Origin of the sequence: Blautia sp. LMAG:89, assembly GCF_008679485.1 — a bacterium.
Taxonomy (GTDB): domain Bacteria; phylum Bacillota; class Clostridia; order Lachnospirales; family Lachnospiraceae; genus Blautia_A; species Blautia_A fusiformis.
The window spans coordinates 968,005-982,689 of sequence record NZ_NANC01000004.1 but is presented as its reverse complement, the minus strand read 5'-3'; the positions used below and the strand labels follow the sequence as shown (position 1 = coordinate 982,689).

Annotated in this window: 19 protein-coding genes and 1 pseudogene; 16 read left to right on the top strand and 4 right to left on the bottom strand. The window is 40.6% G+C overall.

Annotation, left to right across the window (positions count from 1 at the left end; genetic code table 11):
- The first annotated feature begins 2 nt into the window (after positions 1 to 2).
- Positions 3 to 218, top strand: a complete 216-nt coding sequence (locus CCC70_RS08490; RefSeq protein WP_015526469.1) for a hypothetical protein — start codon at positions 3 to 5, stop codon at positions 216 to 218.
- A gap of 21 nt (positions 219 to 239) precedes the next feature.
- Positions 240 to 656, top strand: a complete 417-nt coding sequence (locus CCC70_RS08485; protein ID WP_092071042.1) for a hypothetical protein — start codon at positions 240 to 242, stop codon at positions 654 to 656.
- 78 nt (positions 657 to 734) lie between these two features.
- Here the strand turns inward: CCC70_RS08485 and CCC70_RS08480 are convergent, their stop codons facing one another.
- Positions 735 to 899, bottom strand: coding sequence for a hypothetical protein (locus tag CCC70_RS08480; RefSeq protein WP_021650101.1), 165 nt, complete (start codon positions 897 to 899; stop codon positions 735 to 737).
- Between the two features lie 724 nt (positions 900 to 1,623).
- Between CCC70_RS08480 and CCC70_RS08475 the strand changes: the two genes are divergently transcribed.
- The 7 genes from CCC70_RS08475 to CCC70_RS08445 are packed head-to-tail and all read left to right on the top strand — an operon-like array spanning position 1,624 to position 5,494.
- Positions 1,624 to 2,034: a peptide deformylase gene (locus CCC70_RS08475; protein WP_015526465.1), complete on the top strand. Its 411-nt coding sequence runs from the start codon at positions 1,624 to 1,626 to the stop codon at positions 2,032 to 2,034.
- Positions 2,035 to 2,090: 56 nt separating this feature from the next.
- Positions 2,091 to 2,459, top strand: coding sequence for a VOC family protein (locus CCC70_RS08470; protein WP_270391417.1), 369 nt, complete (start codon positions 2,091 to 2,093; stop codon positions 2,457 to 2,459).
- A 10-nt stretch (positions 2,460 to 2,469) separates the two neighbouring features.
- Positions 2,470 to 2,925, top strand: a complete 456-nt coding sequence (locus CCC70_RS08465; protein WP_021650099.1) for a YaiI/YqxD family protein — start codon at positions 2,470 to 2,472, stop codon at positions 2,923 to 2,925.
- Between the two features lies 1 nt (position 2,926).
- Positions 2,927 to 3,268 carry an arsenate reductase family protein gene (locus CCC70_RS08460; protein WP_021650098.1) on the top strand — a complete coding sequence of 114 codons (342 nt, stop codon included), beginning with the start codon at positions 2,927 to 2,929 and terminating at the stop codon, positions 3,266 to 3,268.
- An 18-nt stretch (positions 3,269 to 3,286) separates the two neighbouring features.
- The gene (locus CCC70_RS08455) at positions 3,287 to 3,496 is read left to right on the top strand and encodes a DHHA1 domain-containing protein (RefSeq protein ID WP_287084635.1); all 210 of its coding nucleotides are present in this window, start codon (positions 3,287 to 3,289) and stop codon (positions 3,494 to 3,496) included.
- A gap of 42 nt (positions 3,497 to 3,538) precedes the next feature.
- Positions 3,539 to 5,065 carry a Y-family DNA polymerase gene (locus CCC70_RS08450; RefSeq protein WP_287084706.1) on the top strand — a complete coding sequence of 509 codons (1,527 nt, stop codon included), beginning with the start codon at positions 3,539 to 3,541 and terminating at the stop codon, positions 5,063 to 5,065.
- A gap of 15 nt (positions 5,066 to 5,080) precedes the next feature.
- On the top strand, positions 5,081 to 5,494 hold the full coding sequence (locus tag CCC70_RS08445) for a hypothetical protein (protein WP_278603756.1): 414 nt from the start codon (positions 5,081 to 5,083) through the stop codon (positions 5,492 to 5,494).
- Between the two features lie 28 nt (positions 5,495 to 5,522).
- Here the strand turns inward: CCC70_RS08445 and CCC70_RS08440 are convergent, their stop codons facing one another.
- The 3 genes from CCC70_RS08440 to CCC70_RS08430 form a co-directional block, all read right to left on the bottom strand.
- The gene (locus CCC70_RS08440; protein ID WP_022426101.1) at positions 5,523 to 5,927 is read right to left on the bottom strand and encodes an HI0074 family nucleotidyltransferase substrate-binding subunit; all 405 of its coding nucleotides are present in this window, start codon (positions 5,925 to 5,927) and stop codon (positions 5,523 to 5,525) included.
- Positions 5,908 to 6,189: a nucleotidyltransferase family protein gene (locus tag CCC70_RS08435; protein WP_092071024.1), complete on the bottom strand. Its 282-nt coding sequence runs from the start codon at positions 6,187 to 6,189 to the stop codon at positions 5,908 to 5,910. The genes CCC70_RS08440 and CCC70_RS08435 overlap by 20 nt, the downstream gene beginning before the upstream one ends.
- Before the next feature lie 137 nt (positions 6,190 to 6,326).
- Positions 6,327 to 6,842 (bottom strand): helix-turn-helix domain-containing protein, encoded by a 516-nt coding sequence (locus CCC70_RS08430; RefSeq protein WP_092071021.1) that lies wholly within the window; start codon positions 6,840 to 6,842, stop codon positions 6,327 to 6,329.
- Between the two features lie 462 nt (positions 6,843 to 7,304).
- Here CCC70_RS08430 and CCC70_RS16540 point away from each other — a divergent pair.
- From CCC70_RS16540 to recD2, 7 genes and pseudogenes are all read left to right on the top strand, one after another.
- Positions 7,305 to 7,415 (top strand): annotated as a pseudogene (locus CCC70_RS16540) (8-oxo-dGTP diphosphatase MutT); the annotation flags it as partial.
- A 232-nt stretch (positions 7,416 to 7,647) separates the two neighbouring features.
- Positions 7,648 to 8,073, top strand: a complete 426-nt coding sequence (locus CCC70_RS08420; protein WP_118515750.1) for a GNAT family N-acetyltransferase — start codon at positions 7,648 to 7,650, stop codon at positions 8,071 to 8,073.
- Positions 8,074 to 8,233: 160 nt separating this feature from the next.
- Positions 8,234 to 9,046, top strand: a complete 813-nt coding sequence (locus CCC70_RS08415; protein ID WP_022427082.1) for a purine-nucleoside phosphorylase — start codon at positions 8,234 to 8,236, stop codon at positions 9,044 to 9,046.
- A gap of 37 nt (positions 9,047 to 9,083) precedes the next feature.
- Positions 9,084 to 10,274: a phosphopentomutase gene (locus CCC70_RS08410; RefSeq protein WP_015526454.1), complete on the top strand. Its 1,191-nt coding sequence runs from the start codon at positions 9,084 to 9,086 to the stop codon at positions 10,272 to 10,274.
- Between the two features lie 12 nt (positions 10,275 to 10,286).
- Positions 10,287 to 10,955 (top strand): deoxyribose-phosphate aldolase, encoded by a 669-nt coding sequence (deoC, locus tag CCC70_RS08405; RefSeq protein ID WP_015526453.1) that lies wholly within the window; start codon positions 10,287 to 10,289, stop codon positions 10,953 to 10,955.
- Between the two features lie 258 nt (positions 10,956 to 11,213).
- Positions 11,214 to 11,906: an MBL fold metallo-hydrolase gene (locus CCC70_RS08400; protein WP_186582588.1), complete on the top strand. Its 693-nt coding sequence runs from the start codon at positions 11,214 to 11,216 to the stop codon at positions 11,904 to 11,906.
- Between the two features lie 122 nt (positions 11,907 to 12,028).
- Positions 12,029 to 14,659, top strand: coding sequence for an SF1B family DNA helicase RecD2 (gene recD2 / locus CCC70_RS08395; protein ID WP_186582589.1), 2,631 nt, complete (start codon positions 12,029 to 12,031; stop codon positions 14,657 to 14,659).
- The last annotated feature ends 26 nt before the right edge of the window (positions 14,660 to 14,685 follow it).

The window sequence follows — 14,685 nt, the reverse complement described above, 5'->3', positions numbered from 1 at the left end:
AAATGTTATCGTTATTATTTGCAATTTGTATGATTTGGTTTGTTGGAAAATTTTTTGTTTTTGGGTTAAGAGCATCCTGGGGAATTATGAAATTACTTTGCACAGTTATTTTCTTCCCGGTGATATTGATTGGTATGGTTGTAGGTGGACTGATGTACATTGCTTTTCCATTGTTGATTGTCGGTGGCATTATAGCATTGGTGACGTCACATTCATAATCGATCAGGAGGAGAAAACGAATGGGATATGATATTGAAAAAGAAAAAAGAGAAGCAATTGAAGCTGGACGTAGAGCTTTGAACAGTCTTCAGGCAGCAAAAGAAAATTTAAACAGTGCAAAGAACTGGGGACTGGTAGATATGTTTGGCGGAGGTTTTTTCACTACGATGCTAAAACATTCTAGAATTGATCAGGCCAAACGGAATATGGAACAGGCAAAGTATGATCTTCGTAATTTCAGTAGAGAATTAAATGATGTAAATATGGTATGTAACTTGAATATCGATACTGGAGATTTTCTTTCTTTTGCGGATTATTTTTTTGATGGATTTGTTGTGGACTGGGTGGTCCAGGATCGAATCAATAATGCACAAAGACAGGTAGAAGAAGCTATTCGAAGAACAGAAAGTATCGTCAATCAATTACAGCGTATGTAAAGGAAAAGGCAATGAGTCAGAAATGGTTCATTGCCTTTCGTTGCGTTATGGCTTATTTTAATTTTTCTTTTTTGGCATTTAAGAGCTCAAGATTCTTGGTGAAGGCGCTTTCTCCGGAACCTTGATACCAGCTTTGCGGATCATAGCATCAAAATTTTTTTCAATTATATGCAGGGTATTCTGTTGCTTCTGGAGATCCTGCTTTTCTTTTTTTGCTGAGGACAGTTCTTCTTCCAGTTCCATCTGTTGGCGCTGCAGTTTTTCAGCCGACGGAAGTTTGTGAATACCAAATTCTGAGCACGTATGATGTCACGACAGGTCCGATAGACTTCACAGTGTTTCTGAATTACTTGTTGATTTTGAATTGCCAGCCTCGTTTGCTGAATCTTATTATCGGTGGCATGAATGGAAGCCTCCAAATCTGCAACATGATTTTGGAATTCTTCGTAGTTTAGTTGGCAATTAAAGGCCTTTAATCAGCGTTTAATCTGCCATAGGACCCAATTATCCCCGCCATAGAACCAGTTGGTTGTCGGGATTTTCACACAGCCATTTATTGTAAGATGATAACATCAAAAAAGAAGAAAAATCCAAGGAGGACTGGCAGATGAAAGGTTATAACACAAGGTCAGTATGGATAATATCAGCAGAAATAAGGTATCTGCTGTCGGAACAAAAAAAGTTTCAAAATAAATCAAAAAATATTGATGAAGTCTACCAATCAGTGTTTTTTCGTTGTATAATGTTTTTGTCGTACAAGGTCACTTTCCTTTGTAATGTTTTGGGTCAAATTCATTATACATCAGAAAGTCCTGTACGATATTTTTTTATGAAAAAGTTGTAAAGTGGTGTTAGATAATAAAATATTGGAACAATGAAAGAGGAACAGGAAATATTTGAGCGAATTGTTATGACGAGAAAGATTTCTGGTCAAGATAGATAAGAATTAGAGTACAGGAGAAAGTAAATGGTAAAACAAATAGTAAGAGATGTTTTCTTTTTAGGTCAGCCATCCGAACCAGCCACGAAAGCAGATATCCAGGTTGGAAAGGATCTGCAGGATACGCTGCAGGCGAACAGAGAACGTTGTGTTGGTATGGCGGCGAACATGATTGGTGTAAAGAAGAATATCATCATTGTGAATATGGGATTCATAAATGTTGTGATGTTCAATCCGGTGATTGTTTCAAAACGTGACATGTATGAGACAGAAGAAGGCTGTCTGTCGCTGGATGGTGTTCGTAAGACGACCAGGTACCAGGAAATAGAAGTAGAGTATTATGACTTCAAATGGAAAAAACAGCGCCAGAAATTGTCAGGATGGACAGCACAGATCTGCCAGCATGAAATTGATCATTTGTCTGGAAAGATTATTTAACCGCATGCGGATTGCGAATATTCGCTTGACTCAAAGCGGATTGTGAGGTGACGGATATGCTGAAAAACGTACTGATCGTGGTGGATGATATAGAAAAATCCATAGAGTTTTATAGGGACTTATTTGGACTGCAAGTGATTCTTAAGAATGAAGGTAATGTGATCTTATCGGAGGGACTTGTTTTGCAGGATGCCGACGTATGGGGGAAAACATTGAATGAAACTTCTACGCCATTTAATAACAGGATGGAACTGTATTTCGAGGATTTTGACATAGATGGCTTGCTTGCAAAATATGAATCCGGTAAGTATTTCGTCCGATATGCCACTGAACTGACAGAACTTGCAGGTGGGCAGAAGCTTGTAAGGCTGTATGATCCGAGTGGTAATCTAATCGAGGTTCGTACGCCATTTATGTGTAATTGAGGGAGAAGATATGCAGATTTTTGTTGATGCAGATGCCTGCCCGGTAGTCGGTATTGTTGAAAAAGTTGCAAAAGAGCACAGTATTCCGGTAACGTTATTGTGTGATACCAATCATGTGTTATCATCTGATTACAGTGAAGTGATCGTAGTTGGAGCCGGAGCAGATGCCGTGGATTATAAACTGATCAGCATTTGCCATAGGGGCGATATTGTTGTATCACAGGATTATGGAGTTGCGGCAATGGCACTTGGAAAAAATGCGTATGCGATTCATCAATCTGGGAAATGGTATACCAATGAAAATATTGACCAGATGCTTATGGAGCGGCATCTGAATAAGAAAGCACGAAGGGCATCCGGCAAGAAGCACTTAAGAGGACCACGAAAACGAACATCGGAGGATGATGAGCATTTTAGAGAATCCTTTGAGAAAATGATACATATGGCAATGGATAAGGAGAATTGATTTGAACGTACAGATTTTTGGAACAAAGAAGTGCAATGATACAAAGAAAGCAGAACGTTTCTTTAAGGAACGTGGGATCAAGTTTCAGTTTATTGATATGAAAGAAAAGGGCATGAGCAAGGGCGAATTCAATTCGGTTGCCCAGGCAAATGGTGGACTGGAAAATATGATCAACTGGGAGGGCAAGGATAAGGATTTGCTTGCGCTCATTAAGTACATTGCAGAGGAAGATAAACTTAAGAAGGTGCTGGAAAACCCGCAGGTGATTAAGACACCGGTTGTCCGTAATGGAAAACAATCCACTCTTGGATATCAGCCGGATATCTGGAAGGCGTGGAAGTAAGAAACAGGATATTTTACCATGTATGAGGAAGAAGAAAATCGCTGGCGTTGTTCCTTTCGGTCTGATGGAAAATGGATCAATGTAAATGAACTTCTGCAGGCATTTGGCGGAGGTGGACATGCTGCAGCAGCAGGTGTGCGCAAGCGGACGAATGATGTAGAAGAATTCAGGCAGGAAATCCTTGAACGGATTGTTGCGATGAGAAAGATTTCCGGTCAGGATAAATAAGAATTAGAAACGAAACACAGGAGAATCGGGAGGTGTAGAATGATGGAAAAGAAAAGAACCTATATCGCAATCGATCTTAAGTCATTCTATGCGTCTGTGGAATGTAAAGAACGAAATAGGGATCCTATGACGACCAATCTTGTGGTTGCGGATAAAAGCAGAACAGAAAAAACAATCTGTCTTGCGGTATCGCCAGCTTTAAAGTGTTATGGGATACCCGGAAGGGCTCGTTTATTTGAGGTTGTTCAAAAAGTAAAAGAAGCCAACAGCGCCCGCAGGTGGAAAGCGCCGAACAGAGCTTTTATCGGAGCTTCTGATGACAGCACAGAATTAGATACCAATCCGGCACTGGAGATTGATTATATTGTTGCGCCTCCCCGGATGGCTCTCTATCTGGAATACAGCACCAGAATTTACAGCATTTATCTGAAATATATTGCGCCGGAAGATATTTTCCCGTATTCGATCGACGAAGTATTTATGGATGTAACGGATTATCTGCATACTTATAATATGACAGCAAGAGAACTTGCAATGACCATGATACAGGATGTGCTGAAAACGACAGGTATAACGGCAACTGCTGGAATCGGAACGAATATGTATCTGTGTAAGATTGCGATGGATATCGTGGCGAAGCACATTAAAGCAGATAAAGATGGTGTACGAATTGCAGAACTGGATGAAATGTCATACCGAAGGAAACTCTGGGGTCACAGACCACTTACTGATTTTTGGAGAGTAGGAAAAGGATATGCAAAGAAGCTGGAAGAATACGGGCTTTATACAATGGGAGATATTGCCAGATGTTCCATCGGAAAAGAAAATGAGTTATATAATGAAGACCTGTTATATAGGTTGTTTGGTGTTAATGCAGAGCTGCTGATTGACCATGCCTGGGGATATGAGTCCTGTACCATGGAAATGGTCAAGGCTTATAAGCCGGAAACGAACAGTGTTTGTTCCGGGCAGGTACTTCATTGCCCTTATGATTTTGAAAAAGCAAAATTAGTCGTTAAGGAGATGACGGACCAGATGGTTTTGGATTTGGTGGATAAGAAGCTTGTAACGGATCAGATCGTGTTGACGGTTGGTTATGATATTGAGAATCTGAACAATGCCGACAGGAGAAAGCAGTATCATGGAGAGGTTACGATCGACCGTTATGGAAGAAGAATTCCGAAACATGCACATGGAACGACCAATCTGAAACGGCAGACTTCCTCAACCAAGATGATAACGGATGCAGTAATAGAGTTATATGACAGGATCGTTGACAGAAACCTGCTTGTCAGAAGAATCAATATCACAGCGAACAGGCTTGTGGATGAAAGTTCTGTCAAGAAAGAAGAAGTATATGAGCAGCTGGATCTTTTTACGGATTATGAGGCGCAAAGGAAAAAGCAGGAAGAGGAAGAGGCTGCGCTGGATCGCGAAAAACGTATGCAGGAAGCAATGCTCAGTATCAAAAAGAAATTTGGAAAAAACGCTGTACTGAAGGGGATGAATCTTCAGGAAGGTGCAACCGCCAGGGACAGAAATGAACAGATTGGCGGTCATAAGGCGTAAAGGAGTTGAAAGAGGATGAAAAATAATTCTTATGACGATATCATTAATTTACCGCATCCGGTCTCTAAGAATCATCCGCAAATGCCACTTCGGGATCGGGCAGCGCAATTTGCTCCTTTTGCAGCCCTGACCGGACATGATGCTGCGATAAAGGAAACGGCAAGATTAACCGATGAAAGATTGGAACTGAGCGAGGAAGCGATTGCTCAGCTGAATGAAAAAATCAATATAATCAGAAATAATATCGGTATAGAACAGAAAATATCGATAACTTATTTTATTCCCGATGCAAAAAAAGCAGGCGGCTCCTATGTTACGTGCTCTGGTATTGTAAAAAAGATAGACGAATACGAGCATACCATCATTATGACGGATCAAACGGTTATTCCAATCGAGCAGATAAGTGATATTAAATGTGAAGAGTGGTAAATGTGAAAAATGTTTCACTGGTGTTGATTTACTGTTTATAGTATTTCGCAACATCGTTTTTGAATTTTTCAAAAAGAGGATAATAAATATTTATAATGTCCTGAAATTTCTCTGCGGCGAAAGTACCATCGTAATCATGAGACAAATGATTTCTGGATTTCAGCATTTGCAGCCAGGTGTCATCATCAATAATACCATTGGTAAATGCCTGCTGCAGAGTTTCGCGTGGAGAGCCAACTGCAAAATCAAGAATTCCCATTTTTTTGATCAGAATATCTTTCATAACTTTCCAGGAGATGTCGAAAGTAAGACTGAAATTGAGAACAGTTCCTTCGAGAACAAAATCGGTCTTGGGGTCGGCTGTTTTGCTTTTTGCAAGATTGGAGAGACTTTTACAGAAAGTGTTATAGCGGTTAATAAATTTGTTTTCCATATTTTTTTATATCCTCCAATAAATACTCATTTTTTATACTGTCAAAGTCAAAAATATCAATTTTCCTTAGCGTTTCAATCTGCTGAAGATCATCTTCTAACTGCATTAGATTATCACAGCCGTATACTACAAAATCAATATCACTGGTGGGGGTCGCAGTGCCTGTGGCGAAGGAACCGAATAAATCAAGGCGCTTTACGTTATTTTTTTTGCAAATCATGGTTACTTTTTCGATGATTTCGGAAATTGGCATTACGTTCATGATCCATTCATGTCCTCCTTTACTTGGAAAATTCTGATAAAAATATGATAGCAGTTTCTATAGATTAATTCAACTTTAAAGACACTGACTGTGGTTGGTGTTATTCTATAGTCGTAATCCTTTCGTGGTGTTATGGATTATTTTAATTTTTCTTTTTCGGCATTTAAGAGTTCAAGATTGAGCCCTTGTTCTCCAGCTGTTTTATCTACCCAAAGATTCAAGGAGTCTATGGCTAAAGAAATTTCATCAAGTTTTTTACTGATATAAGCAAAATCTTTCATTTCATCATCGCTGATCTTACCGTCACGGGCAATCTGGATCAGACGACCGGTAAGAGGGTTGATTTCATTTAAACTGGCAATTGTCTCCAAAATGATATTTGACAGATCGGTCATTTCTATTTCTGGAACATAACGATAGCCGATTTCGCATTTGTGAGAGCAATAATAATTGCAAAGATCTGGTCTTTTATAGGCATCTGCCATCTGGAGGATATCATAAGGCGTAGGTTCTTGTGTTTCATATTCAAATTTTTCAATTTTTGAATCAGAGACAGCATCCATTCTTTCACTGGCTTCTGCTCTTGTAAGTCCTGCCGCTTCTCGGCAAAGCTGGTAAATTGTTTTGTTTTCCCTGGTGGATTGTTTACCCATGAGAATTTCCTCCTCGTATATCGCTAAACTTGCGGATTATTTATGTTCCAGGCCGCATGCTGAGCGTGTATTTCTTATATGAATTTTATTATACATAAATTATGAATTAACAACAAGTAATAGACTTTGTAAAATTACCTATTTTATAAATCATTTCACGGGAATTTTTTACAATTAAATAATCCATTCCAAGGAAAAGCCAGCCCAGCTATTCATTGGAAAGACCATAGAAAAGACCATAGAAAAGCCAGGTTCAGATACACTGATTAACCTCAGTATGTCCGGAACTGTTTTTTTGTTGCTATCGTTACTTTCGGGTGTCTTTGCCACGCTTGCTTCCTGGAGATTTCAATGACAAACCCTCTCCCATAAGGTATAATAAAGCAGAGTATTTTGTTTTGCTCACCACGAAACGAGGGGGAGATCTACATTAATGGATGCGAATGTGATCAATGAATTGAATTAAAGGAAGCAGAGGCGGCAAAATGGCTTACAAAGGATCAGTTAAATAGTGTTGCCTGGTTACCGGCAGACGTCACTTTGATAGATAAAATCCGAAGGTACATGAAATAAGCTAAGATTGAGGAGAAACTTCCTGGACAAAACAATAGAATATTATAATCAAATGCGGATATGTTTGTCCAGGGGACTCGTTTGGTAGATTTTACGGTTGTACAGGAGCGGTTCACTAAAATGCTTCCGGTAGGTTCAAGGATATTAGATTTTGGTTGTGGTTCTGGTTGAGATTCACGATATAGCTGATTGGTTGTTACAGAGAAATCAAAGTTGGTGGAGAATATTTGTTATGATCAGAAAGATGCAGAACATAGATATTAATAGAGTCGCTGACATATGGTTAAAGACCAATTTAAAAGCGCATTATTTTATTCCTGAGCAATATTGGACAAGTAATTATGAATTAGTGAAAGAAATGATGTCACAAGCGGAAGTCTATGTGTATGAAGATGATAAAATGATTCAAGGATTTGTAGGATTAAGTAACGAATACGTGGAAGGTATTTTTGTTTCTGATGAAATGCAGTCATGTGGTATAGGTAAACTTTTATTAGAGTATATCAAGAATAAAAAAGCTAGATTGCGATTAAACGTATACCAGAAGAATGCCAGAGCCATCTCTTTTTACCAAAGAGAAGGGTTTGATATTCAATGCGAAGGATTCGATGATGCTACTGGTGAAAAAGAATACACAATGTTGTGGCAACAGAAATAGAAAGCGGATTTTTGGGGAGGATTTTATATGGAGTTTAACAATAAGGTAGTGATTGTGACGGGAGGCGCGCAGGGCATTGGAAAGACCATTGCAGAGGAATTGCCTTTATGAAAAAGGCATAAATATAATGACAACACCTAAAAGAAAGGAAGAAGTAATCATGTATAAAAAATTAATGACATGCCTGGAAAGCGTAAGAAAGAAAATTGATTTCAAACCAGAAGTTGCACTGATCCTTGGATCCGGACTTGGAGATTTTGCAGATGGAATTCAGATTGAACAGACCATCGACTATACGGACATCGAGGGATTTCCGGTTTCTACTGTAAAAGGACATAAGGGACGTTTTGTGTTTGGGTATGTGGAGAAAACACCGGTTGTAATCATGCAGGGACGTGTTCATTATTATGAAGGATACGCAATGTCAGATGTTGTTCTTCCAACGCGTCTTATGGGAATGCTCGGTGCGAAAAAAATCCTTCTCACTAATGCAGCAGGAGGAGCTAATCCTTCCTATAAACCGGGAGATTTCATGATGATCACAGATCACATTACAACGGGAGTTCCAAGCCCTCTGATAGGACCGAACATGGATGAGCTGGGAACCAGATTTCCGGATATGAGTGAGGTATACAGCCGCCGTCTGCAGGATGTGATCCGCAAATGTGCAAAAGAATGTGACATCAAACTTCAGGAAGGTGTTTATGTACAGTTTACAGGACCAAATTATGAGACTCCTGCAGAAGTAAGACTTGCACAGAGATGGGGTGGAGATGCAGTTGGAATGAGCACCGCATGCGAAGCTATGGCTGCCCGACACATGGGAATGGAAATCTGTGGAATTTCCTGCATCACAAATATGGCAGCAGGAATTTCCCAAAAAGAGCTTAACCATAAAGAAGTGCAGGAAACAGCAGACCGCGTAGCGAAATCCTTCAAGGAATTAGTAACAAAAGTTGTTGTAAATATGTAAGATCCATAAGTAAGACAGCAGAAAGGAGACAAAAATTATGAAGAAATATAAGAGAATATTTACTATTGTAATAGACTCCTTTGGGGCAGGAGAAATGCCGGACGCAGCCCAGTACGGGGATGAAGGAACAGATACTATGGGACATATTTCCCAGAATGTAGATGAATTTACGATTCCAAACCTTCAGAAGCTTGGAATTGCAAATCTTCATCCGTTGAAACAGGTTGCAGCAGTGGAGCGACCAATGGGTTATTATACATTTTTAAAAGAAGCCAGTACCGGAAAAGATACTATGACAGGACACTGGGAAATGATGGGGCTTCACATCACAAAACCGTTTAAGACTTTTACAGAGACCGGATTTCCAAAAGAGCTGATCGATGAGCTTGAGAAGAGAACGGGACATAAAGTAATTGGAAACAAGAGCTCCAGCGGAACAGAGATTCTGGATGAACTGGCTGAGGAAGAAATCGCTACCGGTCATATGATCGTTTACACATCTGCTGATTCTGTATTGCAGATCTGCGGAAACGAGGAGACTTTCGGACTGGATGAACTGTATCGCTGCTGTGAGATCGCCCGTGATATCACCATGAGGGATGAGTGGAAAGTCGGACGTGTTATTGCAAGACCTTACCTTGGCAAGAAAAAAGGTGAGTTCAAACGTACCAGCAACCGCCATGATTATGCACTGAAGCCTTACGGAAAAACTGCGCTTAATGCATTGAAGGATGCAGGTTATGATGTGATCTCCGTTGGAAAGATTTTTGATATTTTTGACGGCGAGGGACTGACAGAGTCCAATAAGTCAAAAAGCTCTGTTCATGGAATGGAGCAGACAATTGACATTGCGAAAAGAGAGTTTGAGGGGCTTTGTTTTGTAAATCTTGTAGATTTCGATGCTCTTTGGGGACATCGACGCAATGTAAAGGGATATGCAGAGGAACTTGAAAGATTTGATGTAAAACTTGGTGAACTTCTTGATGAGCTTCGTGAGGATGACCTTCTGATCATTACAGCTGACCACGGAAATGATCCGACACATACAGGAACTGATCACACAAGAGAAAAAGTACCATTTTTTGCTTATTCTCCATCTATGGAGGGATACGGAAAACTGGAAGATCAGAATACTTTTGCAGTAATCGGTGCAACAATCGCAGATAATTTTGAAGTTAAGATGCCGGAGGGAACAATTGGAAGTTCTCTTCTGGATGAGCTGAAGTAAAAGGAACGTAAAATGGATAAAAAAGATATATTAAAAAAAGTGGATCACACATTACTTGGACAGACTGCAACATGGGATGATATTCGAGGAATCCTGGATGATGCCATGAAATATGAGGCTGCATCTGCATGTATTCCGGCTGCTTATGTAAAACAGGCAGCGGAATATGTAGCGGGAAAACTTCCGATTTGTACAGTGATCGGTTTCCCGAACGGATATAATACAACTGCTGTAAAGGTATTTGAAACAAAAGACGCCATTGCAAATGGTGCTTCAGAAATCGATATGGTTATTAACATCGGATTTTTAAAGGATGGAAGATATGAGGAAGTAGAGAATGAGATTCGTGCGATTCATGAAGCTTGTGATGGAAGAATCCTCAAAGTCATTATTGAGACATGCCTTCTTACAGAAGAAGAGAAAATTAAAATGTGTGAGATCGTTACAAATGCAGGAGCAGAATTTATCAAAACTTCTACCGGATTTTCTACAGCGGGAGCAACTTTTGCAGATGTAGAGCTGATGAAGAAATATATTGGAAAAGATGTAAAAGTTAAGGCAGCAGGTGGAATTTCATCCTTCGATGATGCAGAAAAATTTATCAGTCTTGGCGCAGAGCGTCTTGGAACAAGCCGTCTTATTAAGATCCTGAAAAATACGGACACTGGTGCAGGATATTAACACTGTGAAAGAGGACTGTCAAAGACAGGATTATACATAAATTATGAACTAACAACAAGTAATAGAATTTGTAAAAGTATCATTTCACATTTTTCTACCAGCTGTGGATAAAGGATGGACGGAATCTAAAAAATACGATAAAATCTGTATTAGAAATGCTGTTGTCGTGAAATTTACAAACGCTCGAAAAAGGAAAAATAAACATGGCAAAGAAAGATTTGCTATCCGGTACCGGCGTTAATTTATATAGGTGATATTATGAAAATTACTTACATTAACCACAGTGGATTTTTGGTTGAGACCAGAGACTGCTACTATATTTTTGATTATTACAAGGGTGAATTACCGAATCTTGACAAGGAGAAAGAAGTGATCGTTTTTTGCAGTCACTTCCATAAGGATCATTTTAACCCACAAATTTTTGGGATCCTTGATGATATGGGAATGACTTATCAGGCAATCCTGGCGAATGATATACGAAAAAGGAATCATTTGTCGGATATGAAGATCACATATGTTTATCATGATCAAGCTTATAGTTTGGATAATGAAACCAAAGTTGATACATTGCTATCTAACGATAGTGGGGTCGCATTTATTGTCAAAACAAAGGAAGGTACCATTTATCATGCCGGTGATTTAAACGACTGGTATTGGGATGGTGGGTCGAAAGCTGATAACCAGAGACTTACTTCAGCATATCGCGCGGAGATCAGGAAAATCAAGGGTATGCATTTTGACGCTGCATTTGTTCCCTTGGATCCGAGACAGGGAGATCACTATGCTGACGGGATCCTGTATTTCCTTAAAAATGTAGATTGCAATGTCATTTTTCCAATGCATTACTGGAATGATGCCAATGTAATTAAGCGGTTTATTACTGAATATCCGCAATATAAGTCACGCATTAGAAACACAGAATGTACAAAAGGAGAAGAAATTTCATCGTAGACCCAGATGGCTACTGGCTTGAGATTCTGCCGTAAAGCGGATGTATGTTGGTGATCTTTTATGGATCAGAGTATTTTATTCTGTGGTCATTTGTAATGAATTATGAGTAGAAGGAGACGGGCATGGAGCACTTACGTTGTGTAGTTGAAAGAATTACATATCAGAATGCTGACAATGGCTACACGGTTCTGAAATGTGCAGTGAAGAATTACAGTGATCTTGTCACAGTAGTTGGCACGATGCCGGATACCCATGTTGGTTCTGTGCTGTCTCTGGAAGGTATGTGGAAGATGGATGCCAAATATGGGCGGCAGTTTTTGGTGGAGAAATTTGAGGAGACACTTCCTGCTACAGTATATGGAATCGAAAAATATCTTGGTTCCGGTCTGGTGAAGGGCGTTGGTCCAAAGTTTGCAAAAAGAATTGTGGAAAAATTCGGGAAGGATACACTGGATGTTATTGAAGAGACACCAGATGAACTGCTCAAAGTATCAGGTATAGGAAAAGTACGTGTAGACCGGATCAAAACAAGCTGGCAGGAGCAGAAAGAGATCAAGAATATCATGCTTTTTCTGCAGAGTCATGAGGTCAGCACCTCTCATGCGACAAAGATTTTCAAGACGTATGGAAGTGAGAGCATTGCGATCGTAAAGGAGAACCCATACCGGCTTGCAGATGACATCTGGGGAATTGGATTTAAGACAGCGGATTCCATTGCACAGAAGATGGGGATTGACAAAGGCAAATTTGTCCGTCTGCGCAGTGGTATTTTTTATACATTGAATAAGCTGGCAGAAGCAGGTCATTGTTATACAACAAGAGAACAGCTGACTGGAAGGGCAAAGGAACTTCTGGAAGTGGAAGAACCGGAGTTGGAGATCACCTTGGATGAGATGATCCGCACGAATGATGTGATCAGAGATGAAGCAGAAGATCGGGAAGCAATTTATCTGCCCCCATATTATTTTTCAGAAAGTGGCTGTGCAAAGCGGCTGCTTCGGTTGATGTCCTGTGGAAAGAAGAAATCTGAGGATACGGAAGAAATATTGAAGAAAGTAGCAGCTTCATCAGAAATTACTTATGACGAGATTCAGTGGCAGGCGGTAAAGACAGCGGTTTCCTCTAAGGTCATGGTGCTGACCGGTGGACCTGGAACCGGAAAGACTACAACAACTCTGGGAATTATTTCTGCATATAAGCAGGCTGGATGTCAGATCATTCTTGCTGCACCGACTGGAAGAGCAGCAAAGAGAATGTCAGAAGCAACTGGAATGGAAGCAAAAACGATTCACCGGTTATTGGAATACAAACCTCCGGAAGGCTATCAGAAAAATGAAGAACATCCGCTGGAAGGAGATGTGCTGATACTGGATGAATGTTCCATGATCGATATTATGCTGATGTATAATCTTTTAAAAGCATTGCCGCAGCAGATGTCTCTGATTCTGGTAGGCGACATTGATCAGCTGCCAAGTGTCGGAGCGGGCAATGTTCTCAGAGATATTATTGATTCCGGATGTGTTCCGGTAGTTCGTCTGACACGGATTTTCCGTCAGGCACAGGGAAGTCGGATCATCATGAATGCACACCGGATCAATAAAGGGGAAGGCATTGATATGAGAGGCGGGAAAGATGCCGACTTTTTCTTTGCCACCAAAGAGAGTAATCAGGAAGTGGTGGATACTATCGTCCAATATTGTAAGACAAACCTGCCGAGATACTATCATGTAGATCCACTGCAGGATATTCAGGTGCTGACTCCGATGCAGAGAGGCGAATGTGGGGCAGTAAATCTGAACCAGGTGCTGCAGGAAGCCATGAATCCGTCAAAGATCTTTCTGCGGAGAGGCGGCACACAGTACCGGCTGAAGGATAAGGTGATGCAGATCCGGAATGATTACGATAAGGAAGTATTCAACGGAGATATTGGTACTATCACAAAAGTTGACGTGGAAGAACGGGAACTGACAGTTCTGTTTGATGAACGGGAAGTAGTCTATGATGTGACAGAGCTGGACGAACTGGCGCTTGCCTATGCAGTGACGATCCACAAATCCCAGGGAAGCGAATATCCAATCGTTGTCATGCCATTTACTATGAGTCATTTTGTCATGCTGCAGAGAAATCTCCTTTATACAGGTGTGACCAGGGCGAAAAAGATCCTGGTACTTGTCGGAGAGAAGAAAGCTGTGTATTATGCGATAAAAAATGAAACGACAACTGGCAGAAATACATGTCTGGCAAGACGTCTGCAGCCGGACAGCAAAGAAGCACAGGAAGTGAAGGCACAGCTTTTGAAAGAGGCAGTAGACGAGACAGTGAATGAGAACGGAAGTGACAGTAAGAAGATGATCGTCTATAAGGGCAGCATCCAACCTTCTATGGCATGTGAGACACCGGCAGTTTATGAGGGGAATCTCTGGAAACGCCTGTCGCAGTCAAAGTTCAGAAGCAGTTTTTCCCTGAAGGCAAACGATCGGAGTTATGTATCAGAAAAGGGAATGGAGAAAGTACGTGAGCATGCCTGTGATTTTATCAGAAAGCGTCTTGCACCGGCAGAAATACCAAATGATGGAAAACAGACACCGATGAGAGGTCATCCGGTTTTTGTAGCCCAGCATGCCACAGCTACCTGTTGCAGGGGATGTCTGGAAAAATGGCATCGTATTCCGAAAGGACGGGAATTGACAGAAGCGGAGCAGGAATATATTGTAAATGTGATCATGGAATGGATCGGTCGGGAAATTCATTGAGAGAACGTCTCGGCTTTGGGGGCTGA

What these genes read in the sequence shown, in the direction of transcription:
- CCC70_RS08490 (WP_015526469.1), top strand. Translation starts at nt 3, where the DNA reads ATGTTATCGTTATTATTTGCAATTTGTATGATTTGGTTTGTTGGAAAA.
- CCC70_RS08485 (WP_092071042.1), top strand. Translation starts at nt 240, where the DNA reads ATGGGATATGATATTGAAAAAGAAAAAAGAGAAGCAATTGAAGCTGGA.
- CCC70_RS08480 (WP_021650101.1), bottom strand. Translation starts at nt 899, where the DNA reads ATGGAACTGGAAGAAGAACTGTCCTCAGCAAAAAAAGAAAAGCAGGAT.
- CCC70_RS08475 (WP_015526465.1), top strand. Translation starts at nt 1,624, where the DNA reads ATGGTAAAACAAATAGTAAGAGATGTTTTCTTTTTAGGTCAGCCATCC.
- CCC70_RS08470 (WP_270391417.1), top strand. Translation starts at nt 2,091, where the DNA reads ATGCTGAAAAACGTACTGATCGTGGTGGATGATATAGAAAAATCCATA.
- CCC70_RS08465 (WP_021650099.1), top strand. Translation starts at nt 2,470, where the DNA reads ATGCAGATTTTTGTTGATGCAGATGCCTGCCCGGTAGTCGGTATTGTT.
- CCC70_RS08455 (WP_287084635.1), top strand. Translation starts at nt 3,287, where the DNA reads ATGTATGAGGAAGAAGAAAATCGCTGGCGTTGTTCCTTTCGGTCTGAT.
- CCC70_RS08450 (WP_287084706.1), top strand. Translation starts at nt 3,539, where the DNA reads ATGGAAAAGAAAAGAACCTATATCGCAATCGATCTTAAGTCATTCTAT.
- CCC70_RS08445 (WP_278603756.1), top strand. Translation starts at nt 5,081, where the DNA reads ATGAAAAATAATTCTTATGACGATATCATTAATTTACCGCATCCGGTC.
- CCC70_RS08440 (WP_022426101.1), bottom strand. Translation starts at nt 5,927, where the DNA reads ATGGAAAACAAATTTATTAACCGCTATAACACTTTCTGTAAAAGTCTC.
- CCC70_RS08435 (WP_092071024.1), bottom strand. Translation starts at nt 6,189, where the DNA reads ATGAACGTAATGCCAATTTCCGAAATCATCGAAAAAGTAACCATGATT.
- CCC70_RS08430 (WP_092071021.1), bottom strand. Translation starts at nt 6,842, where the DNA reads ATGGGTAAACAATCCACCAGGGAAAACAAAACAATTTACCAGCTTTGC.
- CCC70_RS08420 (WP_118515750.1), top strand. Translation starts at nt 7,648, where the DNA reads ATGATCAGAAAGATGCAGAACATAGATATTAATAGAGTCGCTGACATA.
- CCC70_RS08415 (WP_022427082.1), top strand. Translation starts at nt 8,234, where the DNA reads ATGTATAAAAAATTAATGACATGCCTGGAAAGCGTAAGAAAGAAAATT.
- CCC70_RS08410 (WP_015526454.1), top strand. Translation starts at nt 9,084, where the DNA reads ATGAAGAAATATAAGAGAATATTTACTATTGTAATAGACTCCTTTGGG.
- deoC (WP_015526453.1), top strand. Translation starts at nt 10,287, where the DNA reads ATGGATAAAAAAGATATATTAAAAAAAGTGGATCACACATTACTTGGA.
- CCC70_RS08400 (WP_186582588.1), top strand. Translation starts at nt 11,214, where the DNA reads ATGAAAATTACTTACATTAACCACAGTGGATTTTTGGTTGAGACCAGA.
- recD2 (WP_186582589.1), top strand. Translation starts at nt 12,029, where the DNA reads ATGGAGCACTTACGTTGTGTAGTTGAAAGAATTACATATCAGAATGCT.